General features: G+C 38.6%; 23 protein-coding genes, 1 tRNA gene and 1 pseudogene. 14 read left to right on the top strand and 11 right to left on the bottom strand.

Going from position 1 to position 21,117, the window contains the following annotated elements; all coding sequences use genetic code 11:
• Positions 1-57 precede the first annotated feature (57 nt).
• Complete coding sequence (locus tag ACQ86H_RS16835; RefSeq protein ID WP_431291821.1) at positions 58-2,370, top strand: GH92 family glycosyl hydrolase; 2,313 nt, start codon at positions 58-60, stop codon at positions 2,368-2,370.
• 446 nt (positions 2,371-2,816) lie between these two features.
• Here the strand turns inward: ACQ86H_RS16835 and ACQ86H_RS16840 are convergent, their stop codons facing one another.
• The 3 genes from ACQ86H_RS16840 to ACQ86H_RS16850 are packed head-to-tail and all read right to left on the bottom strand — an operon-like array spanning position 2,817 to position 5,609.
• The gene (locus ACQ86H_RS16840) at positions 2,817-3,830 is read right to left on the bottom strand and encodes an ABC transporter permease (protein WP_431291822.1); all 1,014 of its coding nucleotides are present in this window, start codon (positions 3,828-3,830) and stop codon (positions 2,817-2,819) included.
• Complete coding sequence (locus ACQ86H_RS16845) at positions 3,817-4,788, bottom strand: ABC transporter ATP-binding protein (RefSeq protein WP_431291823.1); 972 nt, start codon at positions 4,786-4,788, stop codon at positions 3,817-3,819. The genes ACQ86H_RS16840 and ACQ86H_RS16845 overlap by 14 nt, the downstream gene beginning before the upstream one ends.
• 38 nt (positions 4,789-4,826) lie before the next feature.
• A complete protein-coding gene (locus ACQ86H_RS16850; RefSeq protein WP_431291824.1) occupies positions 4,827-5,609 on the bottom strand; it encodes an NEW3 domain-containing protein in 783 nt (260 codons plus the stop codon).
• A 796-nt stretch (positions 5,610-6,405) separates the two neighbouring features.
• Here ACQ86H_RS16850 and ACQ86H_RS16855 point away from each other — a divergent pair.
• The 4 genes from ACQ86H_RS16855 (at position 6,406) to ACQ86H_RS16870 (ending at position 8,533) form a co-directional block, all read left to right on the top strand.
• Entirely contained in the window at positions 6,406-6,675 is a 270-nt protein-coding gene (locus ACQ86H_RS16855; protein ID WP_121283211.1) for a hypothetical protein, read from the top strand.
• A gap of 47 nt (positions 6,676-6,722) precedes the next feature.
• Positions 6,723-7,277 (top strand): hypothetical protein, encoded by a 555-nt coding sequence (locus tag ACQ86H_RS16860; RefSeq protein WP_431291825.1) that lies wholly within the window; start codon positions 6,723-6,725, stop codon positions 7,275-7,277.
• Positions 7,278-7,927: 650 nt separating this feature from the next.
• Complete coding sequence (locus ACQ86H_RS16865; RefSeq protein ID WP_431291826.1) at positions 7,928-8,149, top strand: Hsp20/alpha crystallin family protein; 222 nt, start codon at positions 7,928-7,930, stop codon at positions 8,147-8,149.
• 81 nt (positions 8,150-8,230) lie between these two features.
• Positions 8,231-8,533, top strand: coding sequence for a hypothetical protein (locus ACQ86H_RS16870; protein WP_138823672.1), 303 nt, complete (start codon positions 8,231-8,233; stop codon positions 8,531-8,533).
• A 335-nt stretch (positions 8,534-8,868) separates the two neighbouring features.
• Here the strand turns inward: ACQ86H_RS16870 and ACQ86H_RS16875 are convergent, their stop codons facing one another.
• Complete coding sequence (locus tag ACQ86H_RS16875; RefSeq protein WP_431291827.1) at positions 8,869-10,776, bottom strand: hypothetical protein; 1,908 nt, start codon at positions 10,774-10,776, stop codon at positions 8,869-8,871.
• On the bottom strand, positions 10,776-10,973 hold the full coding sequence (locus tag ACQ86H_RS16880; protein ID WP_431291828.1) for a hypothetical protein: 198 nt from the start codon (positions 10,971-10,973) through the stop codon (positions 10,776-10,778). Before ACQ86H_RS16880 ends, ACQ86H_RS16875 begins: the two co-directional genes overlap by 1 nt.
• A gap of 97 nt (positions 10,974-11,070) precedes the next feature.
• Here ACQ86H_RS16880 and ACQ86H_RS16885 point away from each other — a divergent pair, with 97 nt between their 5' ends.
• From ACQ86H_RS16885 to ACQ86H_RS16905, 5 genes are all read left to right on the top strand, one after another.
• Positions 11,071-12,294: a DUF4272 domain-containing protein gene (locus ACQ86H_RS16885; protein WP_431291829.1), complete on the top strand. Its 1,224-nt coding sequence runs from the start codon at positions 11,071-11,073 to the stop codon at positions 12,292-12,294.
• A 271-nt stretch (positions 12,295-12,565) separates the two neighbouring features.
• Positions 12,566-13,015: an SRPBCC family protein gene (locus ACQ86H_RS16890; protein ID WP_431291830.1), complete on the top strand. Its 450-nt coding sequence runs from the start codon at positions 12,566-12,568 to the stop codon at positions 13,013-13,015.
• 62 nt (positions 13,016-13,077) lie between these two features.
• A complete protein-coding gene (locus tag ACQ86H_RS16895) occupies positions 13,078-13,269 on the top strand; it encodes a hypothetical protein (RefSeq protein ID WP_431291831.1) in 192 nt (63 codons plus the stop codon).
• Positions 13,266-13,877 (top strand): hypothetical protein, encoded by a 612-nt coding sequence (locus ACQ86H_RS16900; RefSeq protein WP_431291832.1) that lies wholly within the window; start codon positions 13,266-13,268, stop codon positions 13,875-13,877. Before ACQ86H_RS16895 ends, ACQ86H_RS16900 begins: the two co-directional genes overlap by 4 nt.
• Positions 13,878-14,030: 153 nt before the next feature.
• A complete protein-coding gene (locus ACQ86H_RS16905) occupies positions 14,031-14,690 on the top strand; it encodes a hypothetical protein (protein WP_431291833.1) in 660 nt (219 codons plus the stop codon).
• A gap of 4 nt (positions 14,691-14,694) precedes the next feature.
• On the opposite strand, the gene ACQ86H_RS16910 is transcribed toward ACQ86H_RS16905, so the two are convergent.
• Positions 14,695-14,907 carry a DUF6688 family protein gene (locus tag ACQ86H_RS16910; protein WP_431291834.1) on the bottom strand — a complete coding sequence of 71 codons (213 nt, stop codon included), beginning with the start codon at positions 14,905-14,907 and terminating at the stop codon, positions 14,695-14,697.
• A 752-nt stretch (positions 14,908-15,659) separates the two neighbouring features.
• Between ACQ86H_RS16910 and ACQ86H_RS16915 the strand changes: the two are divergent.
• From ACQ86H_RS16915 to ACQ86H_RS16930, 4 genes and pseudogenes are all read left to right on the top strand, one after another.
• Positions 15,660-15,773 (top strand): annotated as a pseudogene (locus ACQ86H_RS16915) (DUF5712 family protein); the annotation flags it as partial.
• 231 nt (positions 15,774-16,004) lie between these two features.
• Positions 16,005-16,475 carry a Crp/Fnr family transcriptional regulator gene (locus tag ACQ86H_RS16920; protein ID WP_246862759.1) on the top strand — a complete coding sequence of 157 codons (471 nt, stop codon included), beginning with the start codon at positions 16,005-16,007 and terminating at the stop codon, positions 16,473-16,475.
• A gap of 119 nt (positions 16,476-16,594) precedes the next feature.
• Positions 16,595-17,005 (top strand): ester cyclase, encoded by a 411-nt coding sequence (locus tag ACQ86H_RS16925; RefSeq protein WP_138823658.1) that lies wholly within the window; start codon positions 16,595-16,597, stop codon positions 17,003-17,005.
• A 170-nt stretch (positions 17,006-17,175) separates the two neighbouring features.
• Positions 17,176-17,406: a hypothetical protein gene (locus ACQ86H_RS16930; protein ID WP_138823656.1), complete on the top strand. Its 231-nt coding sequence runs from the start codon at positions 17,176-17,178 to the stop codon at positions 17,404-17,406.
• 481 nt (positions 17,407-17,887) lie between these two features.
• Here ACQ86H_RS16930 and ACQ86H_RS16935 read toward each other — a convergent pair whose 3' ends face one another.
• The 5 genes from ACQ86H_RS16935 to ACQ86H_RS16955 form a co-directional block, all read right to left on the bottom strand.
• The gene (locus ACQ86H_RS16935) at positions 17,888-18,463 is read right to left on the bottom strand and encodes a hypothetical protein (RefSeq protein WP_431291835.1); all 576 of its coding nucleotides are present in this window, start codon (positions 18,461-18,463) and stop codon (positions 17,888-17,890) included.
• Positions 18,464-18,468: 5 nt separating this feature from the next.
• On the bottom strand, positions 18,469-18,921 hold the full coding sequence (locus tag ACQ86H_RS16940; RefSeq protein WP_431291836.1) for a hypothetical protein: 453 nt from the start codon (positions 18,919-18,921) through the stop codon (positions 18,469-18,471).
• Between the two features lie 6 nt (positions 18,922-18,927).
• A complete protein-coding gene (locus tag ACQ86H_RS16945; RefSeq protein ID WP_431291837.1) occupies positions 18,928-19,377 on the bottom strand; it encodes a hypothetical protein in 450 nt (149 codons plus the stop codon).
• A gap of 101 nt (positions 19,378-19,478) precedes the next feature.
• Positions 19,479-19,916 (bottom strand): hypothetical protein, encoded by a 438-nt coding sequence (locus tag ACQ86H_RS16950; RefSeq protein ID WP_138823647.1) that lies wholly within the window; start codon positions 19,914-19,916, stop codon positions 19,479-19,481.
• Positions 19,917-20,793: 877 nt separating this feature from the next.
• Positions 20,794-20,866, bottom strand: a tRNA-Lys gene (locus ACQ86H_RS16955).
• Between the last annotated feature and the right edge of the window lie 251 nt (positions 20,867-21,117).

The following is a 21,117-nucleotide window of genomic DNA, read 5'->3' on the forward strand; positions in this document are numbered from 1 at the left end:
AGATCAGGTATACATTAAAAATATTATTGACCAGAAAGAGGCCATAAAAGCGCTGCAATGATGAACTTTTCAGATATAAAAATGATTAAAACGTTTACAAAACGAAGTAAAAACCGGGCTAGCCGATTAACATTTTATACCAGTATTTCATTGCTTTTTATCCTTCTTAGCAATAAGGCCTTCGCACAGCAATCTGTAATCAAATATGTGCAGCCATTTTCGGGTACATCCGCGAGTACCACACTAGCCAGCCAGCATATAGAAGACAAAACAGAACGGTTGGCTAATACCATACCAGCCGTTGCGCCACCCTTTAGTATGACCCAGTGGACGCCACAAACTCAGCTTTCGGAAAAGAAATGTCTTGCCCCTTATTATTACAATAACAAGAAATTTTATGGCATTAGGGCTAGTCACTGGATCAGCGGCTCGTGTACGCAAGATTATGGTAGCTTTACCATCATGCCCATTTCTGGCAAGCTGAAAACCAGCCCAACAGATTACGCTGCTGATTATACGCACCATAGTGAAGTAGCAACACCTGCTTATTACAAAACAAATTTACCTGGCTATCACCTCCGTACTGAAGCTACCGCCACTTTGCGTTGTGGCCTGATTAGAGTGACAGCACTAAATGCAGATAGTATTTACCTGTTAATTACCCCAAATAGTGATCAGGGTAAAGGATATATTAAAATTGACCGCCAAAGAGGTGAAATCTCGGGGTATAATCCTGTTCACCGCATTTACCAGGGCTGGGGACAGCCTGCGGGCTTTAGCGGCTATTTTTTCATCCGCATTAAAAAAGGTTTTACAAGAAGTGGTGTATTTAGCGGTGGCCATGTTTCAGCACATCAATCTATCCAAAACCAGACAGATTTAGGTGCCTATGTTGGCTTTAAATTACAAAAAGGAGAAAGCATTAGCATTTACGCCGGTACTTCTTTTACCAGCATAGCTGCAGCAAAACGTAACCTCGAAACCGAGATCAACACCGCTAGCCTCGAAACCGTTGTGGCTAAAACAAGTCGGGCTTGGGAGCAGGCACTTGGCCAGATTAAGGTTAAAGACGCTAATGAAAAAAACAAGCGGATATTCTATACGGCGCTTTACCATGCACAGCAACACCCACGTTTATTTAACGATGCAGATGGTGGATACCCTCAGTTTGCAGGCAATTACCTCAAAAAAACACTGACCAAAGGAAATTATTATGATGATTTTTCGATGTGGGATATTTACCGCGCACAATTACCGCTTATCACATTTTTAAAACCCGATTTAACTAACGATTTTGCAAATTCCTTGGTGTTAAAAGGACAACAAGGTGGTTGGCTACCCATTTTCCCCTGCTGGAATAATTATACCGCAGCCATGATTGGCGACCACGTTACTGCTTTTCTGGCTTCGGCCTATAATAAGGGAATCCGCGGTTATAATGTAAAGGAAGCCTATCGCCTGATGCGGCAAAATGCCTTTCAGATGCCCGATTCTGCCGATTACCTCAACGGCAAAGGCCGCCGTGGCATCAACCGTTACCTGAAATATGGTTATATCCCCATGGAAGACAGCATTCCGGATGCTTACCACAAACGGGAACAGGTGAGCAGAACGCTTGAGTATGCCTACGATGATTATGCTTTGGCTACGGTAGCGAAAGACCTGGGTAAAACTGCGGACTATAAACAACTGATGGAGAGGGCTTCTAATTATAAAAATGTATTCGATCAACAGGTGGGAATGGCCAGGGGTCGCTTTGCAAACGGCACCTGGTATAAGCCCTTTTATCCTGACCACCGTGAACCCTATATTACGGAAGGAACCCCAAGGCAATACACCTTTTACGTACCGCATGATATGCCTGGATTGATTAAATTAATGGGCGGAAGTAAAAATCTCGAAAATGAACTGGATTCCCTTTTCGGCAAAAAGGAATATTGGCACGGTAACGAGCCTGGTCACCAGATCCCCTTTTTGTATAATTACACCACTTCTCCCTGGAAAACCCAACAACAGGTATCGCGTATTTTAGCAGAAGAGTATGATGAGGGGGCTGGCGGTTTAAGTGGTAATGATGATGCCGGACAAATGTCAGCATGGTATGTATTTGCAGCGATGGGTTTTTATCCGGTAGATCCTGTTTCAGGAAACTACCAGTTAACCAGTCCTTTATTTACACAAACGGTAATATCCTTTAACAATGGCAAAAAATTAACCATAACAACCTTCAAAAAGACTAAAAAATCTATTTTCATTTCAAAAATCACTTTAAACGGAAAATCTTTTACCAAAAATCAAATTACACATCAATCGCTGGTTCAGGGCGGAGAATTGATCTTTTATCTTCAGGATCAGCCAGCGATGCCTTAAATCACTATGAACTGATCTAAATTAAGCTTTAAACAAGATCAGGATCATTAGTAGCGCGCTGAGCAAAAGAATAAAAAATATCATCCTTTTGGGGAAGATGCCTTTATCCTCCTCGTCTCCGGTTTTATCTAATGTATTCGAAGCTTTCTTTTTAACCTTCATCGTTTGCACCTGTATAATACATCTGACTATGGTTAAGCCAAAAAGATTAACAGCCGAAAATTTTAATCTTATTCAAAGACAGATTGATGATCGAATTGAGGTTGTTTTGGGCAGGATCTGGTCAGTAAAACAAAAAATTATAAGTTAAATGTTAGCTACCCAAAACCGGATTGAGCAGAAAGCCAAGCGATCACCCTGATCTGGCTATTAGCATTTTGGGCAACTACATTCGATTTGGAATCGGAAATTAAACAGGAATGTTATTTTATTCAATCATCCGGACATTAACTTCTGATTTCACGACGCATGAAAAGATAATAAGAGCCCGCAAAACAAGCAATGCTGCCTGCCAGAAGTCCGCTAAGTTGCGGCCACACAATCATCAGGCTCTCCCGTAGCGGAAGCGGCAAGGGAATGGCTCCGGAAAGCTGCTCCATACTCAATGGCCCGAGACTTCTGATAGATGGCATTAGCATGGTCGTTGCAGCATCGCTGTATAGCTGCCCCGGGGCAATACGCATGATACTCAGAATTAACTCATTGTAGGCCATAGTCTCACTTTGGGTCAGATAAGCTGCATCTGGTAAAAAAGCCCTGATGGCCAGATTAACCACAATCGGATAAAATACCGTAAAAAACAACCAGATGCCCAGCCCAGTTAAGGCTGAGGTGGCGGCGTGGCGAAAAGCAACCGAAAGCATAATAGACAGGCTTAAATAAAAACCGACATAAACCATGGTGAGTAAGGCAAAGGCAAGAATTCTCAGAAACTCCTGAGGCTCAATCCTTACCCCGGTAACAAACAGTCCCCCGCCAATCATCAGCAAGGTGAGGGCAATAAACAGCGTTGCAATAATGAGCATTGCGCTGTAAAATTTAGCCAGCAGGATGTTATCGCGGTATATAGGCTGGGCTAACAATCTTGTCAGCGAACCACTGTTCTGTTCGGAATTAATGGCATCGAAACCCATAGTGATACCAAGCAATGGTGCTAAAAAACTCATCAGGACATGAAAAGGTGGCATAGAACCATCTGTGGCTGTGAGCAGCTTGAGGTAAAAAAACGCATGATCAGGATCGTTGGTATTGGTAAAGGTTGCCCGGATGTTAGACATGGAAATGTACAATGAGGCAAAAAATGTGAGCACTACTAAAGCAAGCAGCAGGATAAAACGCCAGCTACGCACGTGATCTGATACCTCTTTTCTCACCATCACCTTAAAAGGACTGAGCTGGTAAGTTTCTTTTGAATTATTTTTGTTTGTTGCCCAATAATGGCTTTCGCTAAGCGCTTTCATGCTCTGGGGTTAAATTTGTGTTTTTTTCGAAATATTTCTCATAGATCTCATCCAGTCCATATTGTTTTTGGCTTACAGCCTGGATGTCTGCACCTGATTCGATAAGCATGCGAATAAGTTTTGGGGTGATGTCTTCAGTGGTATTAAATTTCAGGCTCACACCGTTAATAGTCAGACTATTAAACTCCGGAAAACTACTGAATTTATCCTTTAGCACCTCAGGATCTACTGGTATTTGAGTCAGATCAATGCTGGTCTCTACACCTGTGTTTCCGAAGAGCTCGCGGGAGAGTGCAGGCAAATCCCCGGTAGCAAGCAACTTTCCATCCACGAATATACCTACCCTGTCGCACACCTGCTGAACGTGGTGAAGGTGGTGCGACGAAAGCAATACAGTTAAGCCTTGTTCCTGCTGCAGAGATTTGATAAGTTCAAGAAACTCCTTCACCCCGCTCGGATCCAATCCCAAAGTAGGCTCGTCCAGGATGATTAGTTCCGGTTTTTTGATAAGCACTTCAGCCAGTCCCAGTCTTTGCTTCATACCCCTGGAATAACTGGAGGCTAGCTTATCTGAAGCTGACTTCAGCCCTACCAATTCCATGAACCGACGGGCATTTTCAATCATATCCTTTTCAGCCAACCCGTTTAGCCTTGCCATATATACCAGGTTTTCAAGACCGGTTAACTGTGGATAAAAGCCAAGATTATCGGGCATATAGCCCACTTTTCGTTTTACTTCAATAGGATCTCGTGTGGCATTATGGCCACAAACAATGGCCGTGCCGCTATCGGGTTCAGTCAGGCCGAGCATCATCAGTATACTGGTAGTCTTACCCGCACCGTTTGGCCCCAGCAACCCGAATATTTCGCCATGAGGAATCTTTAGGCTGAGTTGATCAACGGCAACATGCGAACCGTAGCTTTTGCACAGGTCCTTTAAATCTATGATTGGTTCCATCTTTCTGGTTGAAGATTTTAAGGTTTCTTAAAAAATGGCTACCTACGACCGTACTTACGGATGAGCACATATACTGCTGCAACTGCCAGTGCAATAATGAGTATACCAATCCAGCCGGAAAGTACAGAGGTTTTAACAAAGATTCTAAAGGGGGCCTGAGCATTGGCATTGTTACCGCCCAGGGTAAAGGTGGCACTATAGTCTCCGGCAATTGTTTTATCCGGCACTTTTAGCATCATTTTAACGGTCGCCTTCTTACCACCTTCCAGTCTTTCAATCTGGCTTGGCGAAAAACTTGCTTCCCATCCGGTAGGTAGTTGTGAAGAAATACTCAGCGAGGATAAAGGCAAGGTGCCCGTATTTTGCACCTCAAGCTCAATATCCTGATGAGAACCAGCCGTAAGTTCTTCACTCATCCTTCCGCCAGGCGTACCGATGCTGGCACCATAAGATCCCTTAACCACCGCTTCCAGTTGTAATGGCAGCGTCTGTGAAGAGGATACCGCTTTTACAGGAATAAGGTACTTTCTGGTAGCCGCGTTATTGGATGCGGTAATTTCGATGGCGATCTCCCGCGTTTGGCCGCCTGCTAAATTAACAGAGGTTACCAGGCTACCATCTACGCGGTAGCTAATCTGCCATCCTATGGGCAATTCCGACTTCAGTTCGTAAACTTGTTGGCTGGCTGATCCATTGTGCAGTGAAGTGGAAAAGCGGAACGGTTCATTAACAGCCGATTCGATGTTAATCAGCTTGGCAGAAAACTCAGATGTCCCTTTCGGAGTTTCCTGATTTTGTGCATAAAGTGGCTTGGCCGCCACAAAAAAAATGATTAATAAAAATGTGCGAAATAAGCCTTTCCGCAAGGGTTTGGGTAGTAATTGTAGTGACATAATCTAAACCAAAATGTTAATAATTGCTCTAAAAAATGTTTTCTGATCTTCTTATCTGATGAGGCTTCAAAACAAAAAAAAGTTGTTTTTTTTTCAAAATATTTTAACATTTTTTAACAATTCGTATTGTTGGCTGATGTACATGCCGCATGCTATCTGATACTGTGTAAAAGGTAGCGCCGAAGATACTCCAGGCTACTCGTTAAAAATAGCATTTATGGAAGAAATTAAGGAATTGCCCACTCCTATCGGCACAATAAACTGCTCGCTGAATGAGTTAAAAGAAAATATTGCCATTATTTCCAGGGAATATTCCGCATTGCACACCTCAGGAACGGAAGTATACTTGTATCTGACTGCATCTATATTAAAAAGGATTAGTACAGCAGAAAATTTATCTTTATTGTCGTTACATTCATCACATCTCTGTTAAAAAATTGAATATCTTTATTTACTGCCGCATAGTAACAGGAAAGCTCTGCAACTTTCTTTTAAAAAAATGTTTTCTTTTTTTACAAATGAGGATACGACATTACTCTCCCCAGCCTTCGGAAAACATATAACCAACATTTTTTTCCTCCAGAACACAACGCTATCAAACACTTAACAAACAAACAATAATCAGCTAACCTTAAGAAAACATTGGTTGGCTATTTTACAGGTACGTTTGCTTACAACAAGTAAAAAACAGGTAAATAACAATGTTTCCATAAGACATTAAGCGATGAAACAGCAAGCCAGAACGATACCAGGAAAACTGGTAGATTTTGATTATAACAGGTATAGATTACCCACTTTTGTGATGCAATTTAAGCCCTCCGTATATCAGGATGGTGATTGCTTTTATGCGGTATTATCCTTTGAAGAGGAACACGATGTTTCGGGCCTTGGAACCTCACCTGAAGATGCATTGATAGACTGGAATGATAAAGTGTGCGAAATGCTTGCCTTATCAGGTCCTTTACGTACATCATTAAGTATCAAAAACAAATAAGCTGCCGTAAAAACCAGCCATTCCTACCCTTACCTAAATTTATTCTGATGAACCACAATATATCTACCGACCTGGTATTTGATCAGGACTATCATGAGCAACCGAATTTTCTCCGCAATTGCCATTTTGAAATCAAAAGACCCTATGATTGTTCGATGATCCAGCTCCATCACTTCTATTTATTGTTGAGACAGGGAAATAAAGTTTCGCCTGTTGATCTGCCCTTAAAGATTTTCAATGCAGCGTTTCTTGCATTCTGCTACAATGGAAAAAAACTGGTCGGCATTTCGGCTATTAAAAGGCCATGTCCATCGTACCTGGAAGAAGTGTATACAAAAGCTGGTATTATCGCAGGTATAGACAAACCATTTTTAGAAATCGGTTATTCGTTCACCCGTGAATCAGTTCGTAAAAAGGGAATCAGTAGCACATTAAAACGGATGTTACTCAGAAAAATCAGTGATTATCATGGTATTATATTTTCTACCACAGCAACCCCCAGCAGTCAGCGATTTCTTGTAGCCAATGGTTTCCGGGCAAAAGGGAATCCTTATCAGGGTAACTTCGATAACCATATCATCTACTTTGAACGTACACCCTAATGTTAATTTATGGTGCATTGGCGAATTGAGCAGCCAGGCAGGGGTTCGAAAAAGATATTGTCCGCATCATATATCCGGTTTTGGTTGCTATTATCCGATGCTGCCTGCTGAAATGCTTTAAGAATAAGTAAAAATGGAGAAAGCAAATAAAATACGCTGAACTGCAATGAGCCATTAACGCTAAAATTACTTCATTTCGCTCATTTAAGAGCGGCCAGGCACAGAAGGGTAAAACTGAAAAAATTTCAGCAATGCACTGAAAAATTTTCATAAAAAATGAAAATTTTTCAGGTAAAACCGTTCGCAAACCTGCCTTGAACGCCCTGGCACAGCGCTTGATTAACCAGAGATGTAACCTTTGAAAGAAGGTTAAAGTGTTAAATTAATTGATTTATAGTCCATTTATTATTAAAACATTAAAAGGAGAAAAACTATGACATTGGTTAAATTCAATCCGGAAAAAAGAACAGTTCATTATTGCCAGGCTTTAATGACATCTTTGAATCAGTATTAGGCGATACTTTTTTTAACGACCGTCGCTTAAACAGCGTACCTGCAGTCAACATTTCCGAATCAAATGAAGCTTACCACATCGAACTGGCGGCACCTGGGTTAAAAAAGAAGATTTCAAGGTATCCGTAGAGCGGGATATGTTGAGCATTTCTACCGGGCAGCATACCGAAAACAATAATGAGGGTAAAACCTATAACAGACGGGAATATAGCTACGCTTCATTTACCAGAGCATTTACCCTTCCGGAAAGTGCTGATGTTGATCGTATCGAGGCCGCTTATACAGATGGCATACTCAAACTTAACATTCCAAAAAAGGAAGAAGCTAAAGCAGTCTCCAGACAGATTGAGATACAATAATTTCCCAAGTGCCGCTACATGCGGCACTTTTTATTTGATCATGTACTCCAGTCTATTTAGAAAAAATACAACAGTTTAGCTATGGAAACCCGTTTCACCATCAATATCAGCCTTCAGGGACCAGGTGGAAAGATCACCTATGGCAAATTTTCTCTTGGCAAAGACAAAAAAGAAGCCAGCGAAATTTTCTCCCTGCTAAAAGGCAACGCAGAAGATACTCCAGGCTGTTCATTAAAAATAGAATTTCTGGAAGAAATTATGGAACTGCCCATTCCTATTGGCACCATAAACTGCTCGCTGGATGAGCTAAAAGAAAATATTGCCATTATCTCCAGAGAAATATTCCGTATCGCCCACCTGGAGAATGGAAATATTGATTATTGATATTTCGTGTGATCGATTCTTGTTAAAAAGGGATATTAAGCTTGCCTCCAACTTTTTTGCTTGATCCTGCTGAAACTGATCTATCTGGCACAAAGGAATATCAGCCAGAAATGCCTGGTAAGGCATTTACAACAGGTTCTTCGACAAGCTACCATTCCCAGACTCCAAGGGAATGGTCGTCATCTCGACCGCAGCAACGCGAAGTGGAGAGATCTTTTAACATAGTTCTCCACTACGGTCGAAATGATACTTCGAGATCCACCTGTCCATTCATATTGATTTTTATACAATAAATTATCCCTCAGGATGACAATTCTATATTTATTACACAGCCTTTAGTTTTCCATTTCCTTGCCAAAAGCATCAAATTTTTTGCCAGCTATGTAATATGTGGTTGTTGAAGCTTCTCCATGTACAGAGGCTACGTCATTGTCTCCTCTGTACATTAATGGTACAATCATTCTGCCGGTTACAATATTTAACAATCCGTTTCGCTGTTTACCTTCAGGCCCCTGTGCATCGGTAATTAGCGTAATATCATTGTATACTGGTGATAAACTTGTATTTGCGCAGGCTACTACCAGCTTTCCGGCATTGTTAATCACTCCCCAATAGCCTGCTTTCGACTTTACAAGTGCGTAATTGCCTACAAATTGCTTGATTACCACATATTCAGATAGATCAGCCTTTTTGTTTTTATTCTTATCCATCAGGTATTTGCCCTTGCCATTGCTCACCAGCAGGGCATCGCCAACATAGTTCGTCTCTAGTGCAAAGGTCCCTTCAGGCAGAAAACTTTTTCCTGAGCGGTTATCCAGTAACTTATATTTTTTATTCCCATCATTCGGATTACCCTCCTGTTCAATAAAGATGAAATTACCTTTACTACCGATTGGCTGGGCACTTCCCTGAATAATTGGCTTACCGGCTAGTGTGTATAAACCAAATTCTCCTTCACTGGTTTTCCCATTCTCTCCTGCGGTAATCAGATAATTTCCTGCAATCCATACGTCATAGTAAACCGGTTTCATGATAACGTTGCCATTTTTATCCATCACTCCATTATCATAGACTTTTGCGGGGTCGATATTTCTCTGTTGAAAAAGAACCAGATTTGCATTTAAAGCACGCTTCAGTACATAACCTTTTAGCTTGCTTTGCTCAAATGGAATCATTTTTTTATTCTTCGCATCCAATCTAAAGTATTCGCATTTTTCATCAGCAGTATACTCCTCACAGGTTCCGTAATAAAATGGATTTATAGCATGAAGGATTTTGAAAGAAGGTTTTATTAACCAACTGCCGTCTGCCTGTACAATTCCATAACCGCTTTGTTTTTCACCAATTCCTATAGAAAGACCAGTGGCTATAATATCCTCACTTCTCAGTGTCACCTGATATTCAACCGTTTTAACAGCCGCAGCATAATAAACCACAATCTTGGAAATATCCTGATAAAAGTGATAATTTGACAACTGGGAATTGGTTTCAGCGGCATCTTTTTCAGTGATTGATGAAGGTAAGGTAGCTTTTAGATCTGTAATTAATTCATCCACGTTTTTATATTTCCCTGCGTCGATCTTCTTCGTTGTAGATTTTAGAACTTCATTAAGTTCGTCCAGAAATTTACGTTTAGCAGCTGAAGGAATTGAGTTAGTAGCCGAACTATTATGATCAATCAATCTGCCTTGCGTATCCATTCCTGCTATTGATAGCAGATATCCCTCAGGCCCGTTATAGGTAAAGGTTGCCGAACCGTCGCCCAGCTGTTTAAGTTTTATAGTACCTTCACCAATTTTTTTCTCTGTCTGTTTCTCATCCAATATCACCTTTTCCATCTTAGTGATATAGGTATATTTTACAGTTGCTTTAAGGCTGTCTATTGGCTTTCTCCCCTTAATCATAATATTTTCATGACTGTCTGCCGATCCAATGTTGTCTTTTAAACTGGAATGGTCATGAAAATATAAACCATGCACTATAAATTCACTTCGTAAAACAGTAGATCCGTCTTTTCCTATAGGATCCTGAATAACGGGGGTATAGCCTGGTTTAAGAGATGTTGTGATAACCGAACCTTCAGGGAAGATCTTTTGTGAAAACTCATAGTGCTTAGCCATTTCATTAAGCGCAGGTCCTATGATTTTCTCCGGGCTAATTGTAAATGCAGGTCCGGATATAACGCCTTCAATAGAAGATGGATTACTACTTTTCGCAGGAGTTATCTCCAGCCGTGTATCCATTAATTTAAAAGCCCTTCAATTTGTTCGGAATTACTTTTTAATAACTCATTAATTTCTTCCAGACTCTTGCCTTTGAATGCATTAACCATTTCATTAGCTAAAGAGTCATTGGATTTAGATTTGGTTTCCACCTGTCCTGAACAGGAAAAAAGATAACAACAGAAAAAGCAGGCTACGGCGTAATTTAGTAATTTCATGGCGTGTTTAGTAATAAGCTTCAGGAATAGCGAAATTCATGCCATGTATGGTTCAGTTTTTGTTGCGATGATTCATCACCGGTTCAAAGTAAAACACATGATTTGTACGTATTATTCCCACTACATTGGGTTTGAAAAAATCGCAGACCTGCTTCAGAAAGAATTCCCTAAAGGGATATTATCCATCAGTGGTCCAGGTGAAGATAAAATAGCGCAACTGGTTATAAAAGGCGGGTTATTTAGTCCATCTGTTACGATTAGAGTAAGCTATCGTGAAAGGGCCTTTCCCTCCTACCAGCTTCCGGAAATTGACGACAGTCCGCTAACGGCAAACTTAAAAGGCCTTTACGGATATATTACATCATTACCGGCATCAAATGAACAGTTGAAACATTTGCTGCTGGCTAAAGTCTCTACTATAAATAGCGAGTTTTCTGTAGAACAGGAACCGCAGGACACCAAAGACATAAAACCACTGCTTCAAAAACTAGCAACTGAGTTTGATGCTATTATATTCACACAGCCAGGCACTTTAATCAGCAAGTCTGACGGACAACACTTTTTAGATAATAATTTAGCTCTAATTCTGGATACTTCAGGAAATTCAGAAATTGAGAAACTTAGTGTTAGTATTGAGTCGAAATATTTTGATAAGGAACAATCTCAATTATCTGATGACCAAATCAGAAGAAAAGAAAGAAGTGAAGCATTACTGAAAGTAAGGAGCATCAAAGTTAATTTAAGTTTACCCTGCATTAATGCTGAAAGTGAAACTTTAATCAGAACACCAAAAGAAATTGCGACCAGGTTATGCGTGCTAGCCGTCACTAATTTTGTTGCAAATAATGTAATACCGGCCGATATTGCAATTGCCTATTTGCAGCAATACGATTTATGGGCACAAACCACACCTGCAGAAAAAGAATTCCTGGGTAATCCTACCGAAGCGCGGAAAAATACGGAAAGTTGGAAAAGCGAATGTATTTACACGCTGATGTGGGCCTTAGGTAAGATTGATGAACTTGATTTGCCTGGCCAACTTTGCAATTTAAATGACATCCCTGAACAAGATTATCCTGTTGGTGCGGAAAAAGACCCCAATACTTTTATCAATTCCATCTCTGAAACAAGATCTGCAGCTGAAATTCTGGACGCAAATGACCTTTACTACAGAATCGACTGGGCTTGTGTAGATGCGAGATTGGCAAACGTCCAACTTGAAGAAGCTATTTCCGGCGTAGTATATGAAAGGCATTACGCCCTAAATTGGCTAATCAGGTATGGAGAACAAGATTGGGACGATGTAAGTTGTGATACCTAGCCTATCCCGGTTCGGTTAAAATTCATCCCCCATCATTCAATTACATAACATTGAAAACTCATTTGGTATAGGCGTTCATTATCACATCAGGAAACCATCAGACCCATCAATCACCTGGTGGGTAACCACAACGAAAGCTGGCCTGCACCATGTTGTCGAAGAAAATATTGTCCGATATCCCCTGTAAATTGTCGTATATAACCCTGCAAATTATCTGGTAATAACGTCATCTTTGTTAAGCAAAGTAAAATTCTAAAATAAAAATAATTGTATGTCAGACAACAGCGTTTCATTACACAGAGTTATTAAAGCATCCCCTGAAAAGGTGTACCGTGCTTTTACAGAGCCTACAGCACTTGCATCATGGATGCCGCCTTATGGATTTCTCGGCATCATTCATGATATGGATTTAAAGCCGGGCGGCACGTTTAAAATGTCTTTCCAGAATTTCACCACAGGAAGTACTAATGCGTTTGGTGGCGAATACTTAGAGGTTGTTCCGAATGAACTGTTAAAATACACCGATAAGTTTGAAGATTCAAATTTACCGGGTATCATCGTAAACACCATCTGGTTCAGAAAAACATCCGTAGGTACAGACCTGAACATATTGCAGGAAAACATACCCGCGATGATACCCCTGGAGATGTGTTATCTTGGCTGGCAGGAATCCCTTGAAAAACTCATTAAACTTGTAGAGCCAAACATACCGGATGCTTAGCAAACCGGCAATCATGCTTATGGTTCAGTTTTTGTTACAGGTTCGACTCTTAAAAACGTACCATGAGATGTAAATTTGCCGGTTTGATGATGATGCTGTTAGCTTCAGCATGTAATCCATTTCCAAAGAAGGATAGCCATCCGGAAGTGCCTTTAATTTCTGATTTACTTCAGGATCAGGGTAAGTTTAAGCTGGTTACAGACATGCAAAATTTAAGTGAAATTATCTTTTTAGAAGATGACAGATTTTTTTGAAACCAGACAGAAGTGATGCTCCGTTTAAAATAATGGACGTAAACCAACGAATCATTTTTGAGAAAACTTATGACTGGGACCTGCCTTTTTTTATAGATAAAAAGGGTAATCTTTATTTTAATCGTAAAAAATACTTCTATCCGGATTATCGCAAATCCCAGGATTTCAAAAATGTAGTTTTTACAGACAGTCTGAGTGCAAAGTCGGAAGCGCTTAAAATTGAAAATGACAGTTTAAAACGTTTGGCACTTCATCAATATGAAACAGCACTTTTAAAACGATACGGTTACAAACCTTGTGAATATGTAACGGTACATCAGGAACGATGTAATATTTTTGAAATAAAAGATGGAACCTTATTTGTGCGCAATGACTATCTTTTCAACAGTGAATTTTCGAGAACTGCAAAAAACGTAAAAGAATTTGATGATGATGTTTTAGTTCGATGGAAAAAAGGCAGGCTTCCCTCTCCGGTATACATGTCTTATTATAAATTAGGTGACCTTAAGTTCAAGGCGGAGAACTTGGTTCTGCCACAAGTGATTGCCTTGCACGGCATCAAATATCTTTATTCCCCCGGTTTTGGATTGTACAGGATCATAGAGTAATTGCCCTGCCTTTTGCTAATTCTTTAGCATATTTTATATCAAACTATAAAATAATATAGATACGCAATTCTTCGTGCATTTTGGCTGCAATGATTACCTTGTATTCTTATTTCTCATCGTTCAATCCATTATGAAATTACCAGAACAGCCTCTATGACTAAAAAAATATTTACAATTTTTGTGTTATTTATCGTTTTATGCTCTTTTAGAGCAGGTTTTTTCCATCAAACACTAGGCGATTTAGCCGCAATTGACTTCCCTGATAAACCTCAAACCATTGATACCTTAGGGCAACATGTACATCATTATAGTGATTCATCAGGCTTTTATCTTGCCGGTCTTTCTGATCTTAATAAAAACGGAGCAGGTTTTAGTCACAATGAACTTGACAGCCTTTATTCCGGATTCATTGGAGGAACATTAAAAACATCAAAGGGCGAACTTGTCAGTAAAAAGCCTTACCATCTCGATGGGTTGCAAGGATATGAGATTAAGTATGTAACCAACAATCCTAATTTATCAAATTTACGGTTTAAAAGGATTCTGTTCCTGAACAGTCAAATGCTTTATGTTGACTTCTGGACGGATAAGGATAAAGACGAAGTCTCTAAACCCGCCCGGGAGCGCTTTTTCAATTCCTTAAAGATTACCGCTAATAAGGCGAGCCGACAACAAGGTACTTCCAATATGGGAAATATAGCATTTGGATTAGGATATATTGTTGGCCAAGCGATAGTGTGGGTAGTGCTGGCAGGAGTAATTCTCGTTATTGTTTTCTTTATCATCAATAGAAATAAAAAACGGCCTCTGTAATCGCCTAGCCTTTTCCCATTAAATACTGTTTCCTGATGCGGTATTCAGGCTTTTGCGTAAAAAGATACAAACAGATCAGAAAAACCGACTCTAATGGCTTCATCAGTAAGTATGTTATATTTGATAAGCGTTCATTATTGATTTTTTTTGATAAATTATATCCATACTGGTCTTCAATGCCTGTAAACTTCTTAAACTGTGTTTCATAAAGAGACATGTATGTCAAAAACCTGATGCACGGCAACTGGTTACATTTTCGAAGAGGGGCCCGGGCATAAATGCAAGCCCATAAAAAATAAGTAAAACTATATTTTGGCTTACATCAGCGATTTCGGCACTTAACACAAAAGCATTTTGCGAAGCAAAAAATAGCGTTGCAAGATATAAAAACCCCTATTGCCGGTAGAAGGCAGCGTAAAAGATTTGCTTTCGGGGATAATTTGAAGAAAAGATGGGCCAAATCTCCAATGCCATCAGGCTGTTACCATGTCTCCTTTCTTACCAGAGCCTTAATTCTGCGGTTTGTAAAAAAGGGGCCTTTTGTTATTTAATTTTGATCATGACAACCCTGAAAACCATAATTTTAGTATCTTAGGATAATCAAAAAGGGATGATCACCCAAATCGATCCATCTGATTAAAAATCTCCAAAAAGAATATTCCAATTCCACCTTCACCCCACATCTACCCCACGTTTAAGCCACCTTCCGGCCAGGTCTGCTTCGTATCTGCTTGCACACTACTTCACACTTACTTCGGTTGAGCTGTAGCCTTGGTTTAGATGAGCTAGATCAAAAATTTACCTCGATTTCGATTGGCAGGTTCACAATAGCCAAATAAAAGGTAAAGAGAAAGTTAACCTAAGGTATTGTTGGTGTATAGCTGTGTCGGAGCAGCACGGGGTAAAAGGCAATAAACAGCGGTTCGGGATTTCAGCATAGTGAAATCGTTTTCCAATGAGCGTTGGAGGATTTATGTGATCGTCAGCCGTAAGGACATTACTAATAGGATTAAGCTTAGCCCCCAAAATACCTCAAAGGGAAAGAACAAGGAGCATTCTGCTAAGCTTAGGGAATTTAACCGTAAAATCCAATTATCATTGCTAATGATTTACAGAATTTTAGTTCTATTTTTGCAGCTCTAAATTGCTGATTTATTTAGGAACTCTTTTCTGTAAAAACTATACAGGCTTAATATCAAAAACTTGACGATACAACCTTTAATTGAATATTTTAAAAAGTACCTTCCTCTAAATTCCGATGAAATAATTTTGCTTTCCGAAAGAGTAACGCCAAGGAAAATAAAACGGAGACAGATGATCTTACAGGAGGGCTTTATTTGCAAACATTATACATTTGTTGAGAAAGGCTGCTTTAAAATGTATGGCATTGATGAAAAAGGGACGGAACATAATCTAAGGTTTGCAGCAGAAAATGATTGGGTTGCTGATCTGGGGAGTTTCTATTCGGGAAAACCAAGCAAACTATTCATAGAGGCAATTGAACCTTCTACCATTTTGCAAATTGAGAAGCAAGACTTGCTTTATCTTTTTGTGAATTCACCAAAGTTTGACAGAAACTTTCGGGTGATCGTGGAGGAAAAATTTATTGAACTTCAGACCCGCTTGTTACAAAATTTCAGTTCAAATGCAGAGCAACGATATTTGGATTTTCTTGAACAGTATACCGAGTTATCTTCAAGATTACCCAATGCTCAGATAGCTTCCTATTTGGGCATAACACCTGAATTTCTGAGCAAAATCAGAAAAGATATATCATTAAAATAATAGTTACCCTTAAACTACATTAAGACTATTTATTAAGCTTGTTTATTGGCTGAAGAGACATTTGTAAACCATCTTTGCATTGTATAACAACACAGTTTTACAAGTCAAAAAAATATAAAATGGGAACAACAAAAGAATTCCTCAATCAATTTTTACAATTTATTAATACTGCTGATGAAAATTTGTCTCAACAATTAATAAGTCCAGCTGCGAAATTCTATGTGCCGTTTCAGGCTGATCCGTTGCAAGGGCCTAAAGGTTATCTAACGCTTATAGGAATGATGCGCAGCGGCTTTCCTGATATTCAATGGAGTATTGAAGATATGATCACTGAAAATGACAAAGTAGCCGTTAGATTTACAATGAAGGGAACCCATAAAGGAACTTTCTTTGGCGTACCCGCAACCGGAAAACCGATCGCAGTTAGCGCAATGAATTTTTATCGTTTATCTGACAACCAGATAATTGAAGAAATAGGACAACCTGATTTGCTAGCTTTAATGACTCAAATCGGAGCTATACCACAATAAAACTTTCGTTGCAAAAGTCTAGCGAGATGGTTTTAAATAAAGATCACGAAAAAATTAAAAACTTGAAATCACATGTATAACTAGCACTTGTTCAAGTTCATTAGGATTTAGGGGTATGGTTATTTTAGAAATAATTCTTTATTTTGGTGTTAACACTCAATATCATATCCATGCACATAGAAACACGTAAATTACATTTGATAGAAGAAATGCTCAAAGTAAAGAGTGAAGCTACTTTATCTGCTTTGGAGAAGCTATTAAAGAATAACAATAATAGAACAGTTAAGAAAACGCCAAGCTTAAAAGATTTTTCTGGAATCTGGTCTAAGGACGAGACGGAAGAAATGGAACGTATAATTACAGAATCTTGTGAAACAATCCACGCAGATGACTGGAAGTAATCTATTAGACACTAATGTGGTTATTGAGTTATTTAAAGGCAATCCAACAATTACAGCGTTTCTTGAAACCTTAGGGGAGGAAATAAATATTCCTTTTGCTGTATTAGGAGAACTATATCTGGGTGCTTACAGATAAGCTAACCCAAAGAGCACATTAAACAGATCAACTCAACTCTTTTCTAGAAAGGTGTAATGTTCTTATTGCTGATGAAGAAACAGCAAATCACTATGCCTTAACCAAAACTGCCTTGTTGCAAAAAGGTAAGCCAATACCGGAGAATGACATGTGGATAGCCGCAGTATCAAAGCAATTTGACCTAAAGTTACACACCAAGGACAAGCACCTTAAGGAAATAGACAACCTGAATTTAAAGAGCTGGTAAAGTATTATTAATTATTTATCCCCCCAACTTTTTTGCCTGATCCAAATTATCAAATATTAATATATTTGAAAGATGAGAACTTGATCATCAGGTACAGGTTATTGACTAAATGCACTATTTTTATTTGTATTGTCGCCCCCTATATAATCTATAAGCCATTTATTATCAGTTTTTGTCAATTGAAAAATCATATTAACATTTCTCTTAAAATTTATCCCAACTAATGCCTTATTATATATGACTAAAATTTTAGTGATTTTTAATGTCCCTATATTTTCTAAAATTTCTTCTGGTTCGAACGTGTTGAGTACGATATCCTGGTCTAAACCTTCAATTTTGATCAATTCCCCATCTTTAGGCTTATCCCCAAGAAATTTTTCATAATAGTTGAAATATTCTTTTAATTGCTCAATATATAATTCCGAAATTAAGCCACTATGCCTAAAATTATTATAATAAAGTTCTAAACTATCACGATCAAAATATCTTTTTCTGTCTCCCGTTCCGTCATATCTGGGTACGAAATAGTATTCTCCTAACTTTTCTTCTTTTCCCTCTTTATGCCATTTTAGAAACTTAACTATGGTGCCCTTAATAGCTTTGTCATATACTTGGGAGTAAGATTTGTTACATGTGAACAATAAAAGGACAAATAATATTTGTAGATATCTCATTTTTTTTATTTTTTTATGCTTTTACGAACTTGGGTGACAATATAATCATGCATACCCGGATAATTTCTATAGTCAGTAACAGCTGTTTTCCCTGTGATTTTTCCTGTAGTAGAATTATAATAAAGTCGGTTACTGAAACTTGCACCCGTAGAAGGGTTATTAGTTGCGTTATCTACAAATTGTAAAAATTTTCCTTTTTCGTCAGTCCCCATTCCTACAACAACAACAAAATGATCTGTTGAGTTATCTGGATTTGCTGCTGGGGCACCCGATCTATTGTCAACACCTATTAATACTGGGATTTTTTGTGCCAATGCACTAATTATATAACTCAGCGCCTTTTTTGTTTCAGCTAAGTCAACACCTGTTGATGTTTTATATATTTGAAATGTTTGGCTCCATGGTAAATAACAGTTTGGACCGTTTTTTGAAAGAAGTCGTCGTGAAAACATTTTCATTCCTCGTTATATATAATGATCTGTGAAAAGAATGTCCGAAATTTTTATTTCATACCGGAATAATGGATCATCATCCAGAATTGAAAACTCATCTACCACTTCGTTTAAAATATCTCTACTTAACCAAATTGCTCTAATTGAGTTTACGTTACTGCATCTATATATTTCATCGCAAATTTCTGATTCATTGATGTTAACGTAATGAGGTACTTCATATTCATATCTACTATGAGCTAATTTTGCACTATGTTGATACACCGAAAAATAATTAAAAACACTTAATTGACATATAAATCTTTTTTCTTCACTTATTTGAATAAGAAATCTTATACATCTATCGTGATTAAAAAAATGGGTAAAGTTTTCCATTTTAATATTTGGGAAGCTATTACTCAGGTTACTTGAAAAAATAGTTGAAGCATTTGGGTTCTCCTTCTCAAATTTTTTGATTTGCACATTAATATTTTCAGTAGTAGTTATAGAACCCTGATCATAAAAAAATCTCTTTGAAACTGATTTTTGATTATCTGATAAATTTTTTCTTTTATATTATCCATTTATTGACAATTTGTTCCGGTTACCGATGTATGAGGAGGCGTTTTCCCTGTTAATCTAGCACTTACTCTTGCACCGGGTATCACTGCCCCTAGTTGTATTTGCATTAATTTAGCCACCGATTTACCTAAGGTACCAGATTTTATAAGAATTGTTAGTCCTTTTGTTCCATAGCTTCTTTCAAGTCCTATCATTGTAGTGTTCGCAGCTAATGCAGCTTCTTTTGCAACTATCGCATTAGGAAGATCACCAGGCACTCCAACTGTCAAATCAAAACTCCCAGTAGCATATATGCTTGCTGTTGTGATAAGATCCCAAATGTTTTCCAAGTAACTTTCTGGTAGTACATTAATTGTTAAATCCTTTACCGCTGTTTCTTTCCATCCTCTAGAGTTGTGACTGGGATCTGGTATGACAACAGTTGAAAATAAAAACCCCACCTGAAATTATTTCAAAGCCATAATTTAAAATAAAAATTTACACAACTCTCCATGTCCCTAATAACGCTTATCTGTCATAGTCCATCCGTTACAAATACCTACACCAGAATAAATCCTATTTATTCTTAGGTTATGTTATGCAACGGCCTCCAATTCCAATAAGGTATGGGAATTGGTGAGTGTGCCGAGTTAAATGGATTTAATTGCATCTGCTGTAATCGGAAAGCCCATATCGAAAACACGTTAATGAGTATAATAAACGGCATTCTACAATTGGTTAAAATGGGTGTTCAACACCTTGATCTCTTCTTTAGAACCGATAGCCCAGGCCACCCTTTGCATTCCATCGCTTAGGGTCGCAATTCCGATTAGTGGCCATCTCCGCACGGTTTCTCTACAGTAATCCTTAGATAAACAGGAACAGCACCTTTAAGATAGTTTTTTGGTTTCTTCAGGTAGAAGAGCAGACTGAAATTAGTTTTCATAATCGACTGATTTAAAGTTAACAAAGTTAGCCTTGCAGTCTAATCGTATCAAGTCGTTAAATGATTTAACTTTTTGTAAGTCAATAACTTACGTTGTTTTTAGTGAGTATACCACTTTATAAAACTACTCACCGAATCACTCACTTTTTTTATGCGATTTATTGCATATTTTGGGTTTTCCGGTAAAACAAAAAAAAGCTTGCAATCATTAGATTTACAAGCTTTTACGTAGTTTTGATACTATCTTCTGTGATCCCGCTGGGATTGGCTCAGCCCCGCAAAACCCCGAACCCTGCCCTGAGCCTTTTACAAATTGAACCCAGGCCGGCACTTCTGTTCGAATCCCAGAGGGGATAAAACAAAAAAACCTCACATTTCTGTGAGGTCTCTTGTGATCCCGCTGGGATTCGAACCCAGGACCACTACATTAAAAGTGTAATGCTCTACCAGCTGAGCTACGGAATCATTTTCTCCCTTTCGAGGCTGCGAAGTTAGGAATTAAATTCATTCTTGCAAAAGGTAAATCCAAAATATTTAATAGAAAGTTAACAATAACTAAATAAAATGGAGTTAAATATTTAGGAATCATCATGTTAAATGCGAATAAAAAAAATCATTTTTTTCTCCTTTTCAGTTAGCTGATTCCAAGTTAATAAACCTCTTAAAGAAATATGTATTTAACCTGCCTAAAATCTCTTAGAATCGTTATTACCCTT

Source organism: Pedobacter sp. P26 (genome assembly GCF_050632135.1).
Lineage (GTDB): Bacteria > Bacteroidota > Bacteroidia > Sphingobacteriales > Sphingobacteriaceae > Pedobacter.